Below are 16,967 nucleotides of genomic sequence, written 5' to 3' on the forward strand. Positions count from 1 at the left end.
TGACTATATTAATCGTGTTTTACAACGACCTTCTCGATAAGACTTGGGTCAGTGATTTCAGGGGTAGTTCCATGCGTTGGAGAATTGGACTGGGTGTATCGATATTGACGCTTGCGGTGGCGATGCAAGCGCATGGGCAGGAGGCAGACAACACTGATCTGCAAGCGGCAGATGGGGACGACGCCACAGTGCTCCAGGCCATCACGGTCACAGGTAGCCGAGCGCCGCAACAGATCTCCGAAATGGCAAAGACAATCCATGTGGTTGCCGCGGAAGACATCCAGGCCCGTGCCCGTTCCGGAGAAAGCCTCCAGCAGATACTGGCCCAGGAAATCCCAAGCTTCGACGCAGCCAGCTATGGTTCACGGACCTCCTATGGCCAGAACCTTAGAGGTCGCACGGCGTTGGTTCTTCTGGATGGCGTGTCGCTGAATTCCACGCGTGGTGTCAGCCGGCAATTTGATTCTATCGATCCGTTCAACATTCAGCGTGTCGAAGTCCTCTCCGGCGCCACCTCGATCTATGGCGGCAATGCCACCGGGGGGATTATCAACATCATCACCAAAAAGGGTAAGGACGCTGAGGAAGGCGTGCACGCTGAAGTCACGACAGGCTTCGAAAGCGGTTTCAGCGGCAGTCATGACCTCGACAAGAATGCCGCAGCGGCAGTGACCTACAACAAGGGCGACTGGGACGGTCGCATCTCTGTCGCTGGCAGTGGAACCGGTAATTATTACGATGGGTCCGGAACGATGCTGGTGCCCGACATCACTCAAACCTCGACGGCGTTTAACAAGCGTGTCGACGTCATGGGCTCGGTTGGTTACCAGATCGACGTCAATCGGCGCTTTGAATTCAGCGGCCAGTATTTCGATAGCGAACAGGATTCCGATTACGGGATATTCTTCGGGACCAACCTGGCTGCACTTGCCGATCCGAGCCTGTTTGAAACGCGCAGCGGCTACGCGTCGGATTTCGATCCCCGCACGCGCCGCGCCATGCTCAATGCCACCTATACCGACGACGATTTTCTGGGGCAGAGCCTTTTGTTGCAGGCATTTTATCGCAACGAAAAAGTGCGCTTCCATCCTTTTCCAGCCTCAACCTATTTTTACGGCAGTTCCCAAGATACCGACTATTACGGCATCAAGGCCGCCTTGGTGGCGGAGCCGACCGACAGACTGCGCATCACCTATGGCATTGACGCAGACAGGGATTCATTCTCATCGAGCCAGAACATCTTCGACATGGCAACGGCGATGGCCTCCGGCGCTATGGATTTCGATACGGTCGGCGTGACCGGGCTTTATCCGGCGATCGATGTGACAACCGTTGCTGCCTTTGCCGAGGCGTCCTTCGATGTAACCGATGCGCTGAAGGTCAGTGGCGGTGTGCGCTATCAGTATGTGAACACCAAGGTCGGCGATTTTGTAGGCGTTGCCCAGCAGATTGCGATCCTGCAAGGCTCAGCGACATCTGCAGACGCAATCCCCGGAGGGTCGACCGATTATGGCGATCTTCTGTTCAATGCCGGAGCAACCTATAGCGTCGACGCTGACCAGCAGGTCTATGCCAATTTCAGTCAGGGTTTCGAACTGCCCGACCCCGCGAAATACTATGGCATCGGCAACTACAGCCTCGCCGGGGGGCACTACACCCTTACCGACAGCGTGAATGTGGGCGATTCGGCACTGGAGGCGATCAAAACCAATTCCTTCGAAATCGGCTATCGTCTGGATGACGGTACATACAGCTTTGATGCCGCCGCTTTCTACTCGCTCTCCGATCGATCCATATCGCTCAATCGCACAACGCTTGCCATCGAAATGCTGGATCAGAAACGGCGGGTCTACGGGATCGAGGGCAAGGTCGGGGCCAAGCTCGATAACGGCTTTGACGTCGGCATGCTGGGCCAGTGGATTAAGACTGAAGTGAAGGACGATGATGGCTGGAGCAAATATACGGTCGGTTCCTCCAGCGTCTCCAAGCTCGGCGCGCATATCGGCTGGAAAGGCGAGGCCCTCAGCGTGCAATTGCAGGGCCAGCATGTGTTCGATCTGTCCGACAGCGATGGATACAAGATCGACGGCTATACACTCTTCGATCTGACGGGTGCCTATCGTGTGGAAAGCATGGATGCGACCCTGAACTTCGGCATTCATAACCTCTTCGATAAGGATTACACCACCATATGGGGCCAGCGTGCCAAGGCCCTCTATGGCGCTTTGGCCGATGACTCGATCTTCGACTACAAGGGCCGCGGTCGCACCTTCGCCGTATCGCTGACCAAGGTATTTTAAGCATGGTTGGTTCCGCATATGATTTGCAGGCCGGCGGAGACGTTCCGGCGGCCAGGGCCTTGTCGACGCGGGCACGCCGTCTCTATGCCGTACTGGGCGGCCTCTATCTTGCCCAGGGTATCCCCTCCTATCTGCTGCTTGTCGCATTACCGCCTTTAATGCGTGAAAGCGGCGCTTCACGAACGGCCATCGGGCTGTTTTCCCTGTTGATGCTGCCACTGATCCTGAAATTCGTTGTCGCGCCTTATGTGGACCGAACCGCGCTGATCGCCCGCTTTGGACATCGTCGCGGCTGGGTCATTCCCACACAATTGCTGGTCAGCGCCCTGATAGCCTCCATGGCGTTGATCGATCCCTCACAAGCAGGGCCGCTCTTTATGATCGGCTTCCTGATTACGGTTCTCTCGTCGTTGCAGGATATCGCAACCGACGGATATGCGGTGCGGCAACTGGATGAGTCCTCCCGTCCCGTCGGCAATGCCATCCAGGCAGGATCGATTGCCCTTGGCGTCATTCTGGGCGGTACGCTGGCGCTTGTGCTATTTCACAAGATTGGCTGGCAGCCGACCATTTTACTGGTGGCGGGACTGTCGCTGTTACCACTCTTCGCGACAATCTGGATGCGTGAGACGCCGGATCTTGAGCCCGTTGAAGGCAAGGCTCGGGCTAGCCTGCGCGGCTTTTTTGCGAGGCCGAGCGCTTGGCTGGTACTGGGCTTTGCGCTGACTTACCGGGCAAGCGAAGGCTTGGTGCGCGGCATGGAGGGCCCGTTCCTTGTCGATCTGGGACTGCCGGTCGACTGGATCGGTTATCTGTCAGGCGCTGCTGCGGCGACGGCGGGTTTGGTTGGGGCGGCCATGGCTGCGCTGATCATTCGCCGTGCGGGGCTCACGACGACACTGGTTTTGCTTGGCCTCCTTAGAACGACATGCTTTCTGGGCTTCACCCTCAGTGCCGCGCATATTTTGCCGGGCTTCATGTTCGCCATGACCGCCTCCGCCTTTCAGACGCTGATCCGCTATATGGAGTTGGTTGCCATCTATTCCTTCTTCATGCGCTCGTCCTCTTCAGATCAGCCGGGAACGGATTTTACAATTTTGACCTGTGCGGAACTGGTGGTGTATCTGCTGGGGTCTTCAGTCGCAGGCTTCCTTGCCGACAGGTTCGGCTATTCCGCCCTGTTTGGCAGCGCCACGCTGATCTCGTTACTGGGTATAGGTCTGGCATTTTATCAACTGACCCGCCTCAAGAAGTCCGAGGCTCTACCCAACATTTGAGACCGGCAGAAAAAATCCGCCCCGTGTTCCGGGACGGATTCGTTTATGTCTGCGAAAGGACTGCGGCTCTCGCCGGGCAGTGATTTCAGAGGCCTTCAAACACCTCATCAACGGCAGCAGCAGCTGCCTTGACGACGATGTCGGCTTCTTCCTGTGTCAGGCAGAGTGGCGGTGCAAAGCCGAGGATATCGCCCTGCGGCATGGCCCGGCCGATCACGCCCCGTGCTGCCATGGCGGCTGCGATCTGGGGGCCGATTTTGGCTGACGGTTCGAAGAACTTGCGGTCATCGCGATCCTCGACGAACTCGACGGCAGCCATCATGCCGTCGCCACGCACTTCACCCACATGCTTGTGGTCGCCCAGCGCCTTGGTCAGTTCCGCGCGGAAATAAGCTCCGGTCTCGCCGGCGTTGGTGACCAGATCGAGCTCATCAATCAGTTCAAGATTGGCAACGCCTGCGGCAGCGCAGATCGGATGGGCCGAATAGGTCCAGCCATGGCCCAGAGCGCCCATCTTGTCGGACCCTTGCACCAGCACCTGCCACATCTTGTCAGAGACGATCGTCCCGGACAAAGGTGCGTAGGCCGACGTCAGGCCCTTGGCGATGGTGATCAGGTCCGGCTTCATGCCGTAGTGATCGGAGCCGAACATGGTGCCGAGACGACCAAAGCCGGTCACGACCTCGTCGGCCACAAGCAGAATGTCATACTTGTCGAGCACGGCCTGGATTTTCTGCCAGTAGGTCGCAGGCGGCGGCACAATGCCGCCGGTCCCGAGGATCGGCTCGCCGATGAAGGCTGCAATCGTATCCGGGCCTTCCGCAAGGATCATCTCTTCCAGCTTGTCTGCGCAGTCCTGGGCGAACTGTTCTTCGCTCATGGAGCGGTCAGCACGGCGGAAGTAATAGGGTGCTTCGGTGTGCAGGATCGGTGCGCGCGGCAGGTCGAAGGCGTTGTGGAACAGTTCGAGCCCGGTCAGCGAGCCGGTCATGACGCCCGAGCCGTGGTAACCGCGCCAGCGCGAGATGATCTTCTTTTTCTCCGGGCGACCGAGAATGTTGTTGTAATACCAGATCAGCTTGATGTTGGTCTCGTTGGCATCCGATCCAGACAAGCCGAAATAGACACGGCTCATGCCTTCGGGTGCCCGGTCGATGATCATCTTGGAGAGCGTGATCGACGCCTCCGTGCCGTGACCCACATAGGCATGGTAATAAGCGAGGTTCTTGGCCTGGCTTGCAATGGCGTCGGCAATCTTCTGGCGACCATATCCGACATTCACGCAGTATAGGCCGGCAAACGCATCGAGGCTCGTCTTGCCCGTGGTATCGGTAATATAGACCCCTTCACCACCGGCGATCACGCGGGTCGGCATTTCGCCGCGCGCATGCATGCCCATATGAGTGGACGGATGGAAGAAGTGGTCCCGATCCCAGGCGGTGAGTTCGTTACTTCTGTCGAGCATATCTTTTCCTTTCGTGGTGTCTTGTCGCCCGGTCAGGCGGCCGTATCGATGCAGAGATATTTGAGTTCGGTGAAGGCCTCCATGCCGTGGCGGGAGCCTTCGCGGCCGATTCCGGATTGCTTCCAGCCACCGAAGGGAACGGGGGCGCCGGTGATCTTCACCCGGTTGACGGCCACCATGCCGTATTCGAGCGCACGGCAGAGACGCCGCTGGCGTGCACCATTGTCTGTCACGACATAGGCAACCAGCCCGTATTCGCTGTCATTCGCCCGCGCGACCACCTCGTCCTCTTCGTCAAAGGCGCAAACGGCGGCCACCGGACCGAAGGTTTCTTCGCGCATAATCAGGGCGTCATCGGGGACATCGGTCAACAGCGTTGGCTGATAGAAGAGCGGACCTGTCTTGTCGCGCGCGCCACCGACGACCAGTTTAGCGCCGCGGGAAATTGCGTCCTCAACCTGTTCCTCGACCTTTCGGACAGCACGTTCATGCATCAGCGGTCCGATCTCCGATCCTGCCTCAAGTCCTGGTGCTACCTTCAAAGCGGCAATGCGGGCGGCAAAGGCTGCGCAAAAATCGTCCATCACGGAGCGCTCGACATAAATGCGGTTGGCCGCCAGACAATCCTGGCCCGAGGTTGCGAATTTCGCATTGATGGCAATGTCGACGGCTTTGCTGATGTCGGCGTCAGCGCAGACGATGAGCGGTGCGTGCCCGCCCAGTTCCATCACCAGCCGTTTCATGGTCGGGGCGCATTGGCCAGCAATCATCTTGCCGATGCCGGTCGAGCCGGTAAAGCTCATGGCCCGCACCCGCTTGTCTTCGCAAAGCCTGCCGACAATGGTGGCGGCATCGCCGGTTAAAACATTGAAGACGCCGGCTGGAATGCCTGCCCGCTCGCCAAGTTCGGCCAGCGCCAGAGCGGAGAGTGGCGTTTCGGCAGACGGATGAACGATCGCGGTGCAGCCGGCAGCCAAAGCTGCTGCGGCCTTTCGGGTAATCATCGCCAGCGGGAAATTCCAAGGTGTGACAATGCCGATGACACCAAGCGGCTCGCGGCTGACGCTCATATCGGCGCCCGGCAGATGGCTGGTGACGCTTTCGGCATTGAGCCGCTTGCCTTCCTCTGCATACCATTCGACGAAGGAGGCGGCGTAGTCGATTTCCCCTTGCGATTCAGCAAGCGGCTTGCCTTGTTCCAAAGTCATGATCAGTGCCAGATCGTCCTTTGCCGCGACGATCAGATCGTACCATTTGCGCAGGATCGTTGCGCGCTGCTGCGGAAGCAGACGGGCCCAGGGCTTGAATGCTCTCTGTGCGGCGGTGACGGCCCGGTCGGTCTCATCACGGCCAAGCGAGGCGACCCAGGCAAGCGAGGCCCCGGTTGCGGGATCGGTCACTTCGAATGCCTTTGCATCGCTGCCAGCCGTCCATTGTCCGTCGACATAGGCAAGCTGACGCAGCAAGGGGCGATCGGTCAGGCGGTTGAGGCCATCATGGAAGTCGGCGCGGGCAAACACTGCATTCATGTGCGGATCTCCTCGGCGGTTGATGATCGCAGTGTGTCACGCATACGGCGAGAGATTGTCTGTTCCGGGGGAGTGCGGCAGACAGCTGGACCAAAAAGACCGTGCCAAAGAGAGAGATTGTCTACTGCGCTTGCGGCAAAAGCATATCCAGCGGCAGCTCGGTTTCCTCCTTCACTGTCTTGGTGACAATGTAGGTGAAATAGCGGTCGATGCCGAGTTCGCGGCCAAGCAGGCTGTCCACCAGACGCTGATAGGCGTCGATATCGCAGGCAACGATTTTCAAGATGTAATCGACGCCGCCGCCCACCGACCAGCAAGCGGTGATCTCGGGCGTGGCCGCAACGGCGCGTTCAAAGCGATCGAAGTCGGCTTGCCGATGATTGGCAAGTGTCACTTCCATCAAGACGCTGGCGACCGGCGCGATGCGGCGCACGGCGACACGGGCGTGATAACCGGAAATGACGCCCGCCTTTTCCAGCTTGCGCAGCCGCATCCAGCAAGGCGTCGGCGACAGACCGGCCTTTTCGGCAAGGGCAAGCTTGGTAATCCGGCCATCAGCCTGAACGGCAGCCAGAATGCGAAGATCAATCGCGTCGAGTTTCATGCAAATGGGGTCCCGCAGTGCGGCAAATCGTGTCAAATTCTGGAAAAACAGAATGGGGACGCATTTAGGCATTGTCAATTGATATGATGTTTTGCACTGTCATATCATGACAAATTGGCAGCCTGATCCTTCGCAACTTCGTCGTCCGGCCTATCTTTCGTTGGCTGAGCAGTTTTCTCGCGCAATCCAGCAAGGGGATTTGCCCAATGGTGCCCGCCTGCCCACGCATAGGCGACTGGCGGAAGACCTTCATCTGTCAGTGCAGACCGTCAGTCGCGCCTATGACGAACTGATCCGCAGGGGTCTCATCAGTGGCGAGATCGGGCGCGGCAGTTTCGTGCAGACACAGGCCAAGGAGCCTGCAACACCCTATCTGCCCGAACGCCTTGGCGAACTCATCGACCTGTCGATCCTGAAGCCGGTCTGCGAGCAGATCCATCTTGACCGCATGCGCGAGGCCTTTGGTTGGTTGGCCGACAATCTGCCAGCGACGGCTGCACTTTCCTTCCGCCCGAACACCGTCTTTCCCCGCCATCGCAAGATCGCGGCCGATTGGCTGGCATCGTGCGGGATCGTGGTTTCGCCGCTCAATATCAGCATCACCAATGGGGCGACGGCGGCAATGACCGTGGCCATCATGGGTGCTGTGCCTCCCGGATGCACCATGGCGGCTGAGGCGATCAGCCACCATACGCTGACACCGCTCTGCAGCTATCTCGGAATACATCTGGAAGGCCTGCCCATTGACGATGAAGGGATGATCCCGGAGGCGCTGGACGAGGCCTGTCGGTCGGGCGTCATCCGCGCTGTATTTCTGCAACCTTCGGTGATCAACCCCACCGCAACCTTGATGGGTGCCGAGCGCCGTGCAGCGCTTGCCGAGGTGGCGCGCAGGCATGACCTGGCGATTATCGAAAATGATATTCTCGGACCACTTGTTGAAGGGCGGGCACCGCCGATGGCGGCCTTTGCGCCAGAGCGGACGATTTACATCACCAGCTTTACAAAGATTACTGTTCCGGGATTGCGGATAGCCTATCTGACCGCTCCTGACCGCTATATTTCGGCAGTGACCAATCGGCATCTGGTCACCAACTGGATGGCAACGCCGGCAATCGCCGAGATTGCCACGCGCTGGGTGGAAGACGGGACGGCAAAAGCGCTTGTTCAGTGGCAGCGCGATGCACTCTTAAAGCGACACGCCATTGCAGACGAGAAGCTGTCAGGGCTTGATTATCACTGCCATCCACAGAGCCTGCACATCTGGCTCAAGCTGCCGCAAGGGCACACCGAAAACGGATTCGTCTCCCAGGCGCGTCTGCGCGGCGTGGCGATTGCCCCCGGCCTGTCGTTCCGAACCACGCCAGACAGCGATCATCCGGCCGTACGCATCTCGCTCGGATCGACGTCGGAATCGGAATTGCGTGCCGGTCTTGGAATAATTGCCTCTTTATGTCTCGGAAACCCGGAAGCGCTGGTGCACGCGATTTAACGCAACTGGCCATTTATTGGGCATCCCCGAAAATATTGTACTGATATTATTATACACATTGACATGATTTAAAGCGCTGTTCATCGTTAGGCCACTTCGGGGACTAGAGGGAAAGACGCAAATGACTGCGCCGATCATCCGCATAGACAAGATTACCAAGAGTTTTGGTCCGCTGACCGTGCTCGACGGGTTGTCCATGGATGTCATGCCTGGAGAAAAGTTGGCGCTGATCGGCCCATCCGGCTCCGGCAAGACGACCATCCTGCGCATCCTGATGACGCTCGAGCATATCAATGGCGGCCAAATCGAGGTCGACGGCGACCAGCTCTACCACATGCAAAAAGCCGGTGCGACGGTGCCAGCCGACGAGCGCCATCTGCACAAGATGCGCGAAAAGATCGGCATGGTCTTCCAGCACTTCAACCTCTTTCCGCACAAATGCGTGCTCGACAATGTGACGCTTGCCCCCATGCTGACCAAGGGTGTCTCGCGGGCCGACGCCGAAGCACGGGCCATGGAATTGCTGGACATGGTGGGGCTGGCGGACAAGGCGAAGAGCATGCCGGCCCAGCTTTCCGGCGGTCAGAAGCAGCGTGTCGCCATCGCCCGTGCACTGGCTCTGTCGCCAAAGATCATGCTGTTCGACGAAGTCACGTCGGCGCTTGATCCGGAACTGGTGGAAGAAGTGCTGAGCGTGATGCGCAGGCTGGCCGCCGAAACCGACATGACCATGCTGCTGGTGACCCATGAAATGGGCTTTGCCCATGACTTTGCAGACCGGGTGCTGTTTTTCGACAAGGGGAAAATCGTCGAACAGGGCAAGCCGGACGACATTTTCAGTCATCCGAAAGAAGAGCGCACGCAGGCCTTCCTCAAGAAGATCATCGCGGCGGGGCACCGCGTCTGAGGCCTTGTCGCCCTGGATATTGCCCCGAGCAATCTGACAATCAAAACAATGGAGTGGGAAACATGAAATCACGTCATCTCGTCACATTCGCCGCAAGTGCTGCGGCTCTGGTGGCCCTCTGGGTCGCGCCGGTTTCCGCCGATGAAAACAAGCTGCAGGAACTGAAGGATCAGGGCTTTGCCCGTATCGCCATCGCCAACGAGCCGCCGTTCACCGCAGTCGGCGCCGACGGCAAGGTATCCGGTGCAGCACCTGATGTTGCACGCGCCATCTTCAAGAAATTGGGCGTGCCGGATGTGGTCGCCTCTATTTCGGAATACGGCGCCATGATCCCCGGCCTTCAGGCTGGTCGCCATGACGCCATCACGGCCGGCCTGTTCATGAAGCCTGAGCGTTGCTCGGCAGTTGCCTATTCCGAACCGATCCTTTGCGACGCAGAGGCCTTTGCGCTGAAAAAGGGCAATCCGCTCGGCCTGAAAAGCTACAAGGATATCGCTGACAATCCGGATGCCAAGATCGGTGCGCCAGGCGGCGGCACGGAAGAAAAGCTGGCCCTTGAAGCCGGTGTGCCGCGCGACCGCGTGATTGTGGTGCCGGATGGCCAGAGCGGCATCAAGATGCTGCAGGATGGCCGCATCGACGTCTATTCGCTGCCGGTTCTGTCGATCAACGATCTGCTGTCAAAGGCTGAAGACCCGACGCTGGAAGTCGTGGCACCCGTCATGGGCGCGCCGGTCTATTGCGACGGCGCTGCGTTCCGCAAGGGTGATGAAGCCCTTCGCGATGCCTTCGACGTCGAACTCGCCAAGATGAAGGAATCCGGTGAATTCGCGAAGATCATCGAGCCCTACGGCTTCTCGGCTGCAGCGGCGATGTCGACCTCGCGCGAAAAGCTGTGCTCCGCGCAGTAAGCTTCGTCTCGACCTTTCCCGGCCCCCGCATTGGAAATTCAGTGTGCGGGGCCGGGCAGGCCACTTGATACGCGATGTCTCTGATATGGGAAGCCATCCAAGATGATTGACTGGGCCGGTTATATCGGGCTGATCCTGCAAGGGGCGCTCGTCACGCTTGAACTGACCGTGATGGGCTCGGCACTTGCGCTTGTTGCCGCCTTTACCGCCGGACTGGGTCGGGTCAGCCGCTTTCGGGCTGTCCGCATACTGGCAACCACCTATGTCGAGTTCTTTCGCGGCACATCGATCTTCGTCCAGTTATTCTGGGTCTATTTCGTTTTGCCCTTTGCCGGAATTACGCTCACGCCGCTTCAGGCAGGCGTTCTGGCCCTGGGCCTCAATGTCGGGGCTTATGGCGCAGAAGTGGTGCGCGGCGCGATCAAGGCGACGGGCCGCGAACAGAAAGAAGCCTGTGTCGCGCTGAACCTGACGCGCTACCAGTCCATGCGCCATATCATCCTGCCACAGGCGCTGCCGTTGATGCTGCCGACATTCTGCAACAACGCCATTGAGCTGCTCAAAGGGACGGCGGTCGTTTCGTTGATCTCGCTCAGCGACATGACCTTTCAGGCACAGGTGGTGCGGGCGCAAACGGGCAGCACGCTCATTCCGTTCGCAACCATCCTGGTTCTCTATTTCGCCATGTCCTGGCTGATTGCCCGCGGCATGAAATGGCTGGAGCGGCGTGTGACACGCGGCCTTGACGGGGTGAGGGCTTAAACCATGGAATGGGATTGGGAATTCGTCTGGCAGATCCTGCCAACCCTGTTTGAAGGCTTCAAGATCACTTTGCTGGCCACAGTTCTCGGCGCAGCCCTGGCGGCTGTGATCGGACTGGTCTTCGCCATTTTGCGCATGACGGCTCCAAAGCCGATTGCGCGCGCCACCGGTTTCGTCGTCGAATTCATTCGCGGCACGCCGCTGCTGGTGCAGCTGTATTTCATCTTCTTCGTGTTGCCGGATATCGGCATCCGCCTTCCAGCACTGGTGGCCGGCGTCATCGGCCTTGGCATCCATTACGGCACCTATGTCGCCGAGGTTTATCGCGGCGGTATCGAAAACGTGCCGCGCGGCCAGTGGGAAGGCGCCAAGGCCACGAACCTCACCACACGTCAGACCTGGTTCCATGTGATCCTGCCGCAGGCGATCCCGCCCATGATCCCGGCGCTCGCCAACTACATGATCGCGATGTTCAAGGAAACACCGCTTCTGTCGGCTATTACCGTGCTGGAACTGATGAACCAAGCAAAGAGCATCGCCAACAGCAATTACCGCTATATCGAGCCCATGACTCTGGTCGGTGTGTTCTTCCTCGTCATAAGCTTGATCTCGGTAATGTTCCTCAAGCTGCTGGAAGCCCGCTATTCCAATCAGGATGATCACTGATGGCGCATGGCGTTCCCCTTCAGCTGGCCTCCAGACCGCCACACCTCGATGACCGGCCGCTTGAGAAACGTATCGGGCTGATCATCCTGTCGACCGATCACACGACAGAGCCGGACTTCAGCCGCATGGTCGCAAGCGACCGCATCGGGGTCTATGTGACACGAATCCCCTATGCCAATCCGGTGACCGCTGAAAACCTGCGCGCCATGCAGCCATCTTTGACCGAGGCTGCCGGACTGATCCTGCCTGACGAGACGCTCGATGTGGTGATGTATTCCTGCACGTCGGCATCGGTCGTCATCGGCGACCGCGAAATTGAAGCAGCGATCAAGGCGGCCAAGCCTGAAGCTCAGGTGGTGACGCCCACGGCTGCTGCCGTCAAGGGATTGCGCGCGCTCGGCGCCAAACGGATTTCTGTGATGACGCCCTATACGGTCGAGACCAGCACGCCGATGGCCGATTATTTTTCCGGACTCGGCTTCGAGATCGACCGCTTCACCTGCCTTGGCCTTACCGATGACAGGGAAATGGCCCGTATTTCGACCGACGAAATCGTGGCCTTCGCCAAGCAATCAATGGCACCGGGTTCCGATGCGCTGTTCATCTCCTGCACGGCGGTCCGTGCGGCGTCCGTGATCGCGGAAATCGAAGCTGCGATCGGCAAGCCTGTGGTCTCCAGCAATCTGGCGACTGCCTGGGCCTGTCTGCGCCTTTGCGGGGACGATGCCGAATTGCCCGAACTCGGTCAGTTGATGGCGCTGCCATTACCAAGAGAATAAACCATGTCCACGACAGCTTTGCCCGTCACCCTGTCCGATATCGAATCTGCAGCCGTCCGCATCTCCGGCAAGGTCCTGCGCACGCCCTTTGTCCCGTCTTCATCGCTGAGTTCGCTTTGCGGCGTGCCGGTTGGTCTCAAGCTCGAACATCACCAGACAACAGGCGCGTTCAAGCTGCGCGGTGCCACCAATGCGGTGCTGTCATTGACACCTGACGAGCGGGCCCGCGGCGTCGTTGCCGCATCCACCGGCAATCATGGTCGAGCCCTTGCCTTTGCCGCCAAAGCCGAGGGTGCTGTTGCCACCATCTGCATGTCGCGACTGGTGCCAGACAACAAGGTATCCGAAATCAGGCGTCTGGGTGCCAATGTTCGCATTATCGGCAAGTCTCAGGACGAGGCCCAGGAAGAGGTCGATCGTCTGGTTTCGGAGGAGGGCATGGTCATGCTGCCGCCCTTCGACCACCGCGATATCGTTGCCGGCCAGGGCACGCTGGGGCTGGAGCTTGTCGATGACATGCCAGACCTCGCGACAGTTCTCATTCCCGTCTCCGGCGGCGGTTTGGCGGCAGGTGTTGCCGCTGCCGTCAAAGCGCGTCTGCCCAAGGCCCGTATCATCGGCATCACCATGGAGCGCGGTGCTGCAATGAAGGCGAGTATCGATGCCGGCCATCCGGTCATGGTGGAGGAATATCCAAGCCTTGCAGATTCACTGGGCGGTGGCATCGGTCTCGACAATCACGTCACATTCGCCATGTGCCGGCACCTGCTGGATGATCTGATCCTGCTCTCTGAAAGCGAAATCGCGACCGGCATCCGCCATGCCTACACGCAAGAGCGCGAGATCATCGAAGGCGGAGCAGCTGTCGGGATTGCAGCGCTTGTGGCGGGCAAGATTTCCAATATCAGCGGTCCCGTCGCCGTCATCCTGTCGGGGCGCAATGTCGACATGGAGCTGCATCGAAAGGTGATCAACGGCGAGAGCGATCCGTTCAGGGAGGCTGCATGAGCCAGATGAAGATCCTGACTGAAAAAGACCTCCGCCAGATCGTCAGCCTCGATCAGGAGACTGTCGCCTGCATTGAGGCGGCCTTTGAGGCGCTGGCAACCAAGCCCGTTGCCATGCCGCCGATCCTTCGGCTCGACATTCCCGAACATCGCGGCGAAGTCGACGTGAAGACGGCCTATGTGCCCGGCATAGATGGCTTTGCCGTCAAGATCAGCCCCGGCTTTTTCGACAACTACAAGCTCGGCCTGCCCAGCACCAATGGCATGATGGTTCTGCTGTCGAGCCGCACCGGACTGGTTCAGGCGCTGTTGCTCGACAATGGCTATCTGACCGATGTACGCACCGCCGCCGCCGGTGCTGTGGCAGCCAAACATCTTTCGCGACCGGAAAGCTCCATCGCCACAATCTTCGGCGCGGGCATGCAGGCCAGACTTCAACTGAAGGCACTGACACTTGTGCGGCCAATAAGCACCGCTCGCATCTGGGCGCGTGATCACGACAAGGCCAGCAAGGTCGCTGCCGAGCTCACCTTGGAACTCGGTTATGCCGTCTCGGCCATCACCGATCCGGCAGAGGCGGTCAAGGACGCCGATATCATCGTCACCACAACACCATCCGAGACGCCGATCCTGAAATACGACTGGCTTGCTCCCGGCCAGCATGTGACGGCCATGGGATCGGATGCAGAGCACAAGAACGAGCTGGAGCCGGCGCTGATCGCCAAGGCCGGGCTCTATGTTGCGGACAGCCTGAAGCAGACACGTCGGCTGGGTGAACTTCACCACGCCATTGAAGCGGATTTGGTCGAGCCGGATGCCAAGTTTGCCGAACTTGGCCAGATTATCGCGGGGCAGAAATCCGGCCGGACGGATACGTCACAGATCACGGTTGCCGATCTGACGGGCACCGGCATTCAGGACACCGCCATTGCAACGCTTGCCTTTGACCGCGCCAGCACCGCCGGGGCGGGCACCATTTTCGAAAGCTGACACCGGCAAAGACCGGTCAATGAGGGAAGACGCATGACCCAACCCAATCTCAAATTCTCTCTTGCCGAATACGAGGCGCGTCTTGCCAAGACCCGCCGTGCCATGGAGGCCAAGGGCATCGATCTCCTGATCGTCAGCGACCCCTCCAACATGAATTGGCTGACCGGCTATGACGGATGGTCATTCTATGTGCATCAGGGTGTGATCGTGCCGCCATCTGGCGAACCGATGTGGTTCGGGCGCGGACAGGATGGCAATGGCGCCAAGCTGACGGCCTATATCAAGCACGACAACATCATCGGCTATCCCGATAACTATGTGCAGTCCACCGAGCGCCATCCCATGGATTATCTGTCGGACGTTCTGGCCGACAAGGGCTATGGCAAGCTTACCATCGGCGTTGAGATGGACAATTACTGGTTCTCGGCAGCCGCCTTCGCCTCGCTCGTCAAGAACCTCCCCAATGCCCGTTTTGTCGATGCGACCGCGCTGGTCAACTGGCAGCGTGCAGTCAAGAGCGAGACCGAAATCAAATACATGCGCAATGCCGCGCGGATCGTCGAAGCCATGCATCAGCGCATCTTCGACAAGATGGAAGTCGGCATGCGCAAATGCGATCTGGTGGCCGACATCTATGACGCTGGCACGCGGGGTGTGCAGGGACCGGACAGTTGGATCGGTGGCGATTATCCGGCCATCGTTCCGCTACTGCCATCGGGCGTCGAAGCATCCGCACCGCATTTGACCTGGGATGACCGACCGATGAAATCGGGCGAGGGGACCTTCTTCGAGATTGCCGGCTGTTACAATCGCTATCACGTGCCGCTATCGCGCACGGTGTTCCTCGGCAAACCCACGCAGGCCTTCATCGATGCGGAAAAGGCAACGCTCGAGGGCATGGAAGCCGGTCTCGCCGTGGCCAAGCCCGGCAACACCTGCGAGGACATCGCCAACGCCTTCTTCGCGGTCCTCAACAAATACGGCATCGTCAAGGACAACCGCACCGGTTACCCCATCGGTCTGTCCTATCCGCCGGATTGGGGCGAGCGCACGATGAGCCTGCGCCCGGGCGACAAGACCGTTCTGGAAGCCGGAATGACCTTCCACTTCATGACCGGTCTCTGGCTGGAAGATATGGGCTTCGAGACCACCGAAAGCATCCTGATTACCGAAAACGGCGTGGAATGCCTCTCCAATGTGCCGCGCAAACTTGTCGTGAAAGACTGAACCAATGAACGTCCAGACTGGCCTGCGTCCTTCGCCGATTGTTGCCACCGTCGATTTTTACACCGACGGTGTGCAGCACGGCTTCCTGCGTCTGCCCTTCAGCCGCGATGACTCCGCCTGGGGATCGGTGATGATCCCGTTGACAGTGGTCAACAATGGCGTGGGGCCAACGGCCCTTCTGACCGGCGGCAATCACGGCGATGAATATGAAGGCCCGATTGCGCTCTATGAACTGGCGCGCACCCTGAAGGCGGAGGATATCACCGGACGTGTGATCATCGTCCCGGCGATGAACTATCCCGCCTTCGCCGCCGGCACGCGCACCTCGCCCATCGACAAGGGCAATCTCAATCGCAGCTTTCCGGGTCGCCCGGATGGAACGGTGACCGAGAAGATCGCCGACTATTTCCAGCGCGAATTGCTGCCGCTGGCGGATATCGTGCTCGATTTCCACTCGGGTGGACGCACCCTGGATTTCCTGCCCTTTTGTGCCGCGCATATCCTGCCCGACAAGATGCAGGAGGCGAAATCCTTCGAATTCGTAGAAGCCTTCGGCGCACCTTACTCGATGAAGATGCTTGAGATCGATTCCGTCGGCATGTATGACACTGCCGCCGAAGACATGGGAAAAACCTTCATCACCACGGAACTGGGTGGTGCCGGCACAGCGACGGCGAAAAGTGCAGCGATCGCCAAACGCGGCATCAACAACCTCTTGAAGGCCGCCGGCATTCTGGAGGGTGAGGTTGAGGCAAACAAGACCCAGTGGCTGGATATGCCGGGCAATGACTGCTTCTATTTTGCCGATGACGGCGGCTTGATCGAATTGCTCGTCGATCTGGGTGACCAGGTCCAGCAGGGCATGGTCATCGCCCGTGTGTCGCCCATTGCCAGAACCGGCATCGAACCGATCGAGGTTCGCGCCAAGATGGACGGTATCCTGACAGCGCGACATGTACCGGGTCTGGTGAAGCCGGGCGACTGTGTCTGCGTTCTTTCTGTTCCGGTCTGAACCATCAGCGACCGATACAAGTTGAAACGGTCCGGGATT

General features: G+C 59.0%; 15 protein-coding genes. 12 read left to right on the top strand and 3 right to left on the bottom strand.

Annotated features, from left to right (window positions below):
• The first annotated feature begins 71 nt into the window (after window positions 1-71).
• Window positions 72-2,300, top strand: a complete 2,229-nt coding sequence (gene rhtA, locus ACWPM9_RS23040; RefSeq protein WP_484758137.1) for a TonB-dependent siderophore receptor RhtA — start codon at window positions 72-74, stop codon at window positions 2,298-2,300.
• A gap of 2 nt (window positions 2,301-2,302) precedes the next feature.
• Complete coding sequence (locus ACWPM9_RS23045; protein ID WP_484758138.1) at window positions 2,303-3,577, top strand: RhtX/FptX family siderophore transporter; 1,275 nt, start codon at window positions 2,303-2,305, stop codon at window positions 3,575-3,577.
• A gap of 85 nt (window positions 3,578-3,662) precedes the next feature.
• Here ACWPM9_RS23045 and ACWPM9_RS23050 read toward each other — a convergent pair whose 3' ends face one another.
• From ACWPM9_RS23050 to ACWPM9_RS23060, 3 genes are all read right to left on the bottom strand, one after another.
• On the bottom strand, window positions 3,663-5,042 hold the full coding sequence (locus ACWPM9_RS23050; RefSeq protein ID WP_484758139.1) for an aminotransferase: 1,380 nt from the start codon (window positions 5,040-5,042) through the stop codon (window positions 3,663-3,665).
• A gap of 32 nt (window positions 5,043-5,074) precedes the next feature.
• Complete coding sequence (locus tag ACWPM9_RS23055; RefSeq protein ID WP_484758140.1) at window positions 5,075-6,571, bottom strand: NAD-dependent succinate-semialdehyde dehydrogenase; 1,497 nt, start codon at window positions 6,569-6,571, stop codon at window positions 5,075-5,077.
• A gap of 121 nt (window positions 6,572-6,692) precedes the next feature.
• On the bottom strand, window positions 6,693-7,175 hold the full coding sequence (locus ACWPM9_RS23060) for an Lrp/AsnC family transcriptional regulator (protein WP_428188752.1): 483 nt from the start codon (window positions 7,173-7,175) through the stop codon (window positions 6,693-6,695).
• 106 nt (window positions 7,176-7,281) lie between these two features.
• Between ACWPM9_RS23060 and ehuR the strand changes: the two genes are divergently transcribed.
• The 10 genes from ehuR (at window position 7,282) to doeB (ending at window position 16,928) form a co-directional block, all read left to right on the top strand.
• The gene (gene ehuR / locus ACWPM9_RS23065) at window positions 7,282-8,667 is read left to right on the top strand and encodes a MocR-like ectoine utilization transcription factor EhuR (RefSeq protein ID WP_484758141.1); all 1,386 of its coding nucleotides are present in this window, start codon (window positions 7,282-7,284) and stop codon (window positions 8,665-8,667) included.
• Between the two features lie 121 nt (window positions 8,668-8,788).
• Complete coding sequence (gene ehuA, locus ACWPM9_RS23070; RefSeq protein ID WP_428188750.1) at window positions 8,789-9,574, top strand: ectoine/hydroxyectoine ABC transporter ATP-binding protein EhuA; 786 nt, start codon at window positions 8,789-8,791, stop codon at window positions 9,572-9,574.
• 62 nt (window positions 9,575-9,636) lie between these two features.
• A complete protein-coding gene (gene ehuB, locus ACWPM9_RS23075; protein WP_428188749.1) occupies window positions 9,637-10,485 on the top strand; it encodes an ectoine/hydroxyectoine ABC transporter substrate-binding protein EhuB in 849 nt (282 codons plus the stop codon).
• Between the two features lie 102 nt (window positions 10,486-10,587).
• A complete protein-coding gene (gene ehuC, locus ACWPM9_RS23080; RefSeq protein ID WP_428188748.1) occupies window positions 10,588-11,247 on the top strand; it encodes an ectoine/hydroxyectoine ABC transporter permease subunit EhuC in 660 nt (219 codons plus the stop codon).
• Between the two features lie 3 nt (window positions 11,248-11,250).
• Window positions 11,251-11,913 carry an ectoine/hydroxyectoine ABC transporter permease subunit EhuD gene (gene ehuD, locus ACWPM9_RS23085; protein WP_428188747.1) on the top strand — a complete coding sequence of 221 codons (663 nt, stop codon included), beginning with the start codon at window positions 11,251-11,253 and terminating at the stop codon, window positions 11,911-11,913.
• Entirely contained in the window at window positions 11,913-12,692 is a 780-nt protein-coding gene (eutA, locus tag ACWPM9_RS23090; RefSeq protein ID WP_484758142.1) for an ectoine utilization protein EutA, read from the top strand. The genes ehuD and eutA overlap by 1 nt, the downstream gene beginning before the upstream one ends.
• A 3-nt stretch (window positions 12,693-12,695) precedes the next feature.
• Window positions 12,696-13,700 (top strand): hydroxyectoine utilization dehydratase EutB, encoded by a 1,005-nt coding sequence (gene eutB / locus ACWPM9_RS23095; protein ID WP_484758143.1) that lies wholly within the window; start codon window positions 12,696-12,698, stop codon window positions 13,698-13,700.
• Complete coding sequence (gene eutC, locus ACWPM9_RS23100; RefSeq protein WP_484758144.1) at window positions 13,697-14,689, top strand: ectoine utilization protein EutC; 993 nt, start codon at window positions 13,697-13,699, stop codon at window positions 14,687-14,689. Before eutB ends, eutC begins: the two co-directional genes overlap by 4 nt.
• A gap of 33 nt (window positions 14,690-14,722) precedes the next feature.
• A complete protein-coding gene (doeA, locus tag ACWPM9_RS23105) occupies window positions 14,723-15,916 on the top strand; it encodes an ectoine hydrolase DoeA (RefSeq protein WP_484758145.1) in 1,194 nt (397 codons plus the stop codon).
• A 4-nt stretch (window positions 15,917-15,920) separates the two neighbouring features.
• Window positions 15,921-16,928 carry a N(2)-acetyl-L-2,4-diaminobutanoate deacetylase DoeB gene (doeB, locus tag ACWPM9_RS23110; RefSeq protein ID WP_428188742.1) on the top strand — a complete coding sequence of 336 codons (1,008 nt, stop codon included), beginning with the start codon at window positions 15,921-15,923 and terminating at the stop codon, window positions 16,926-16,928.
• Window positions 16,929-16,967 lie beyond the last annotated feature (39 nt).

This window comes from Agrobacterium sp. H141, from assembly GCF_057158725.1.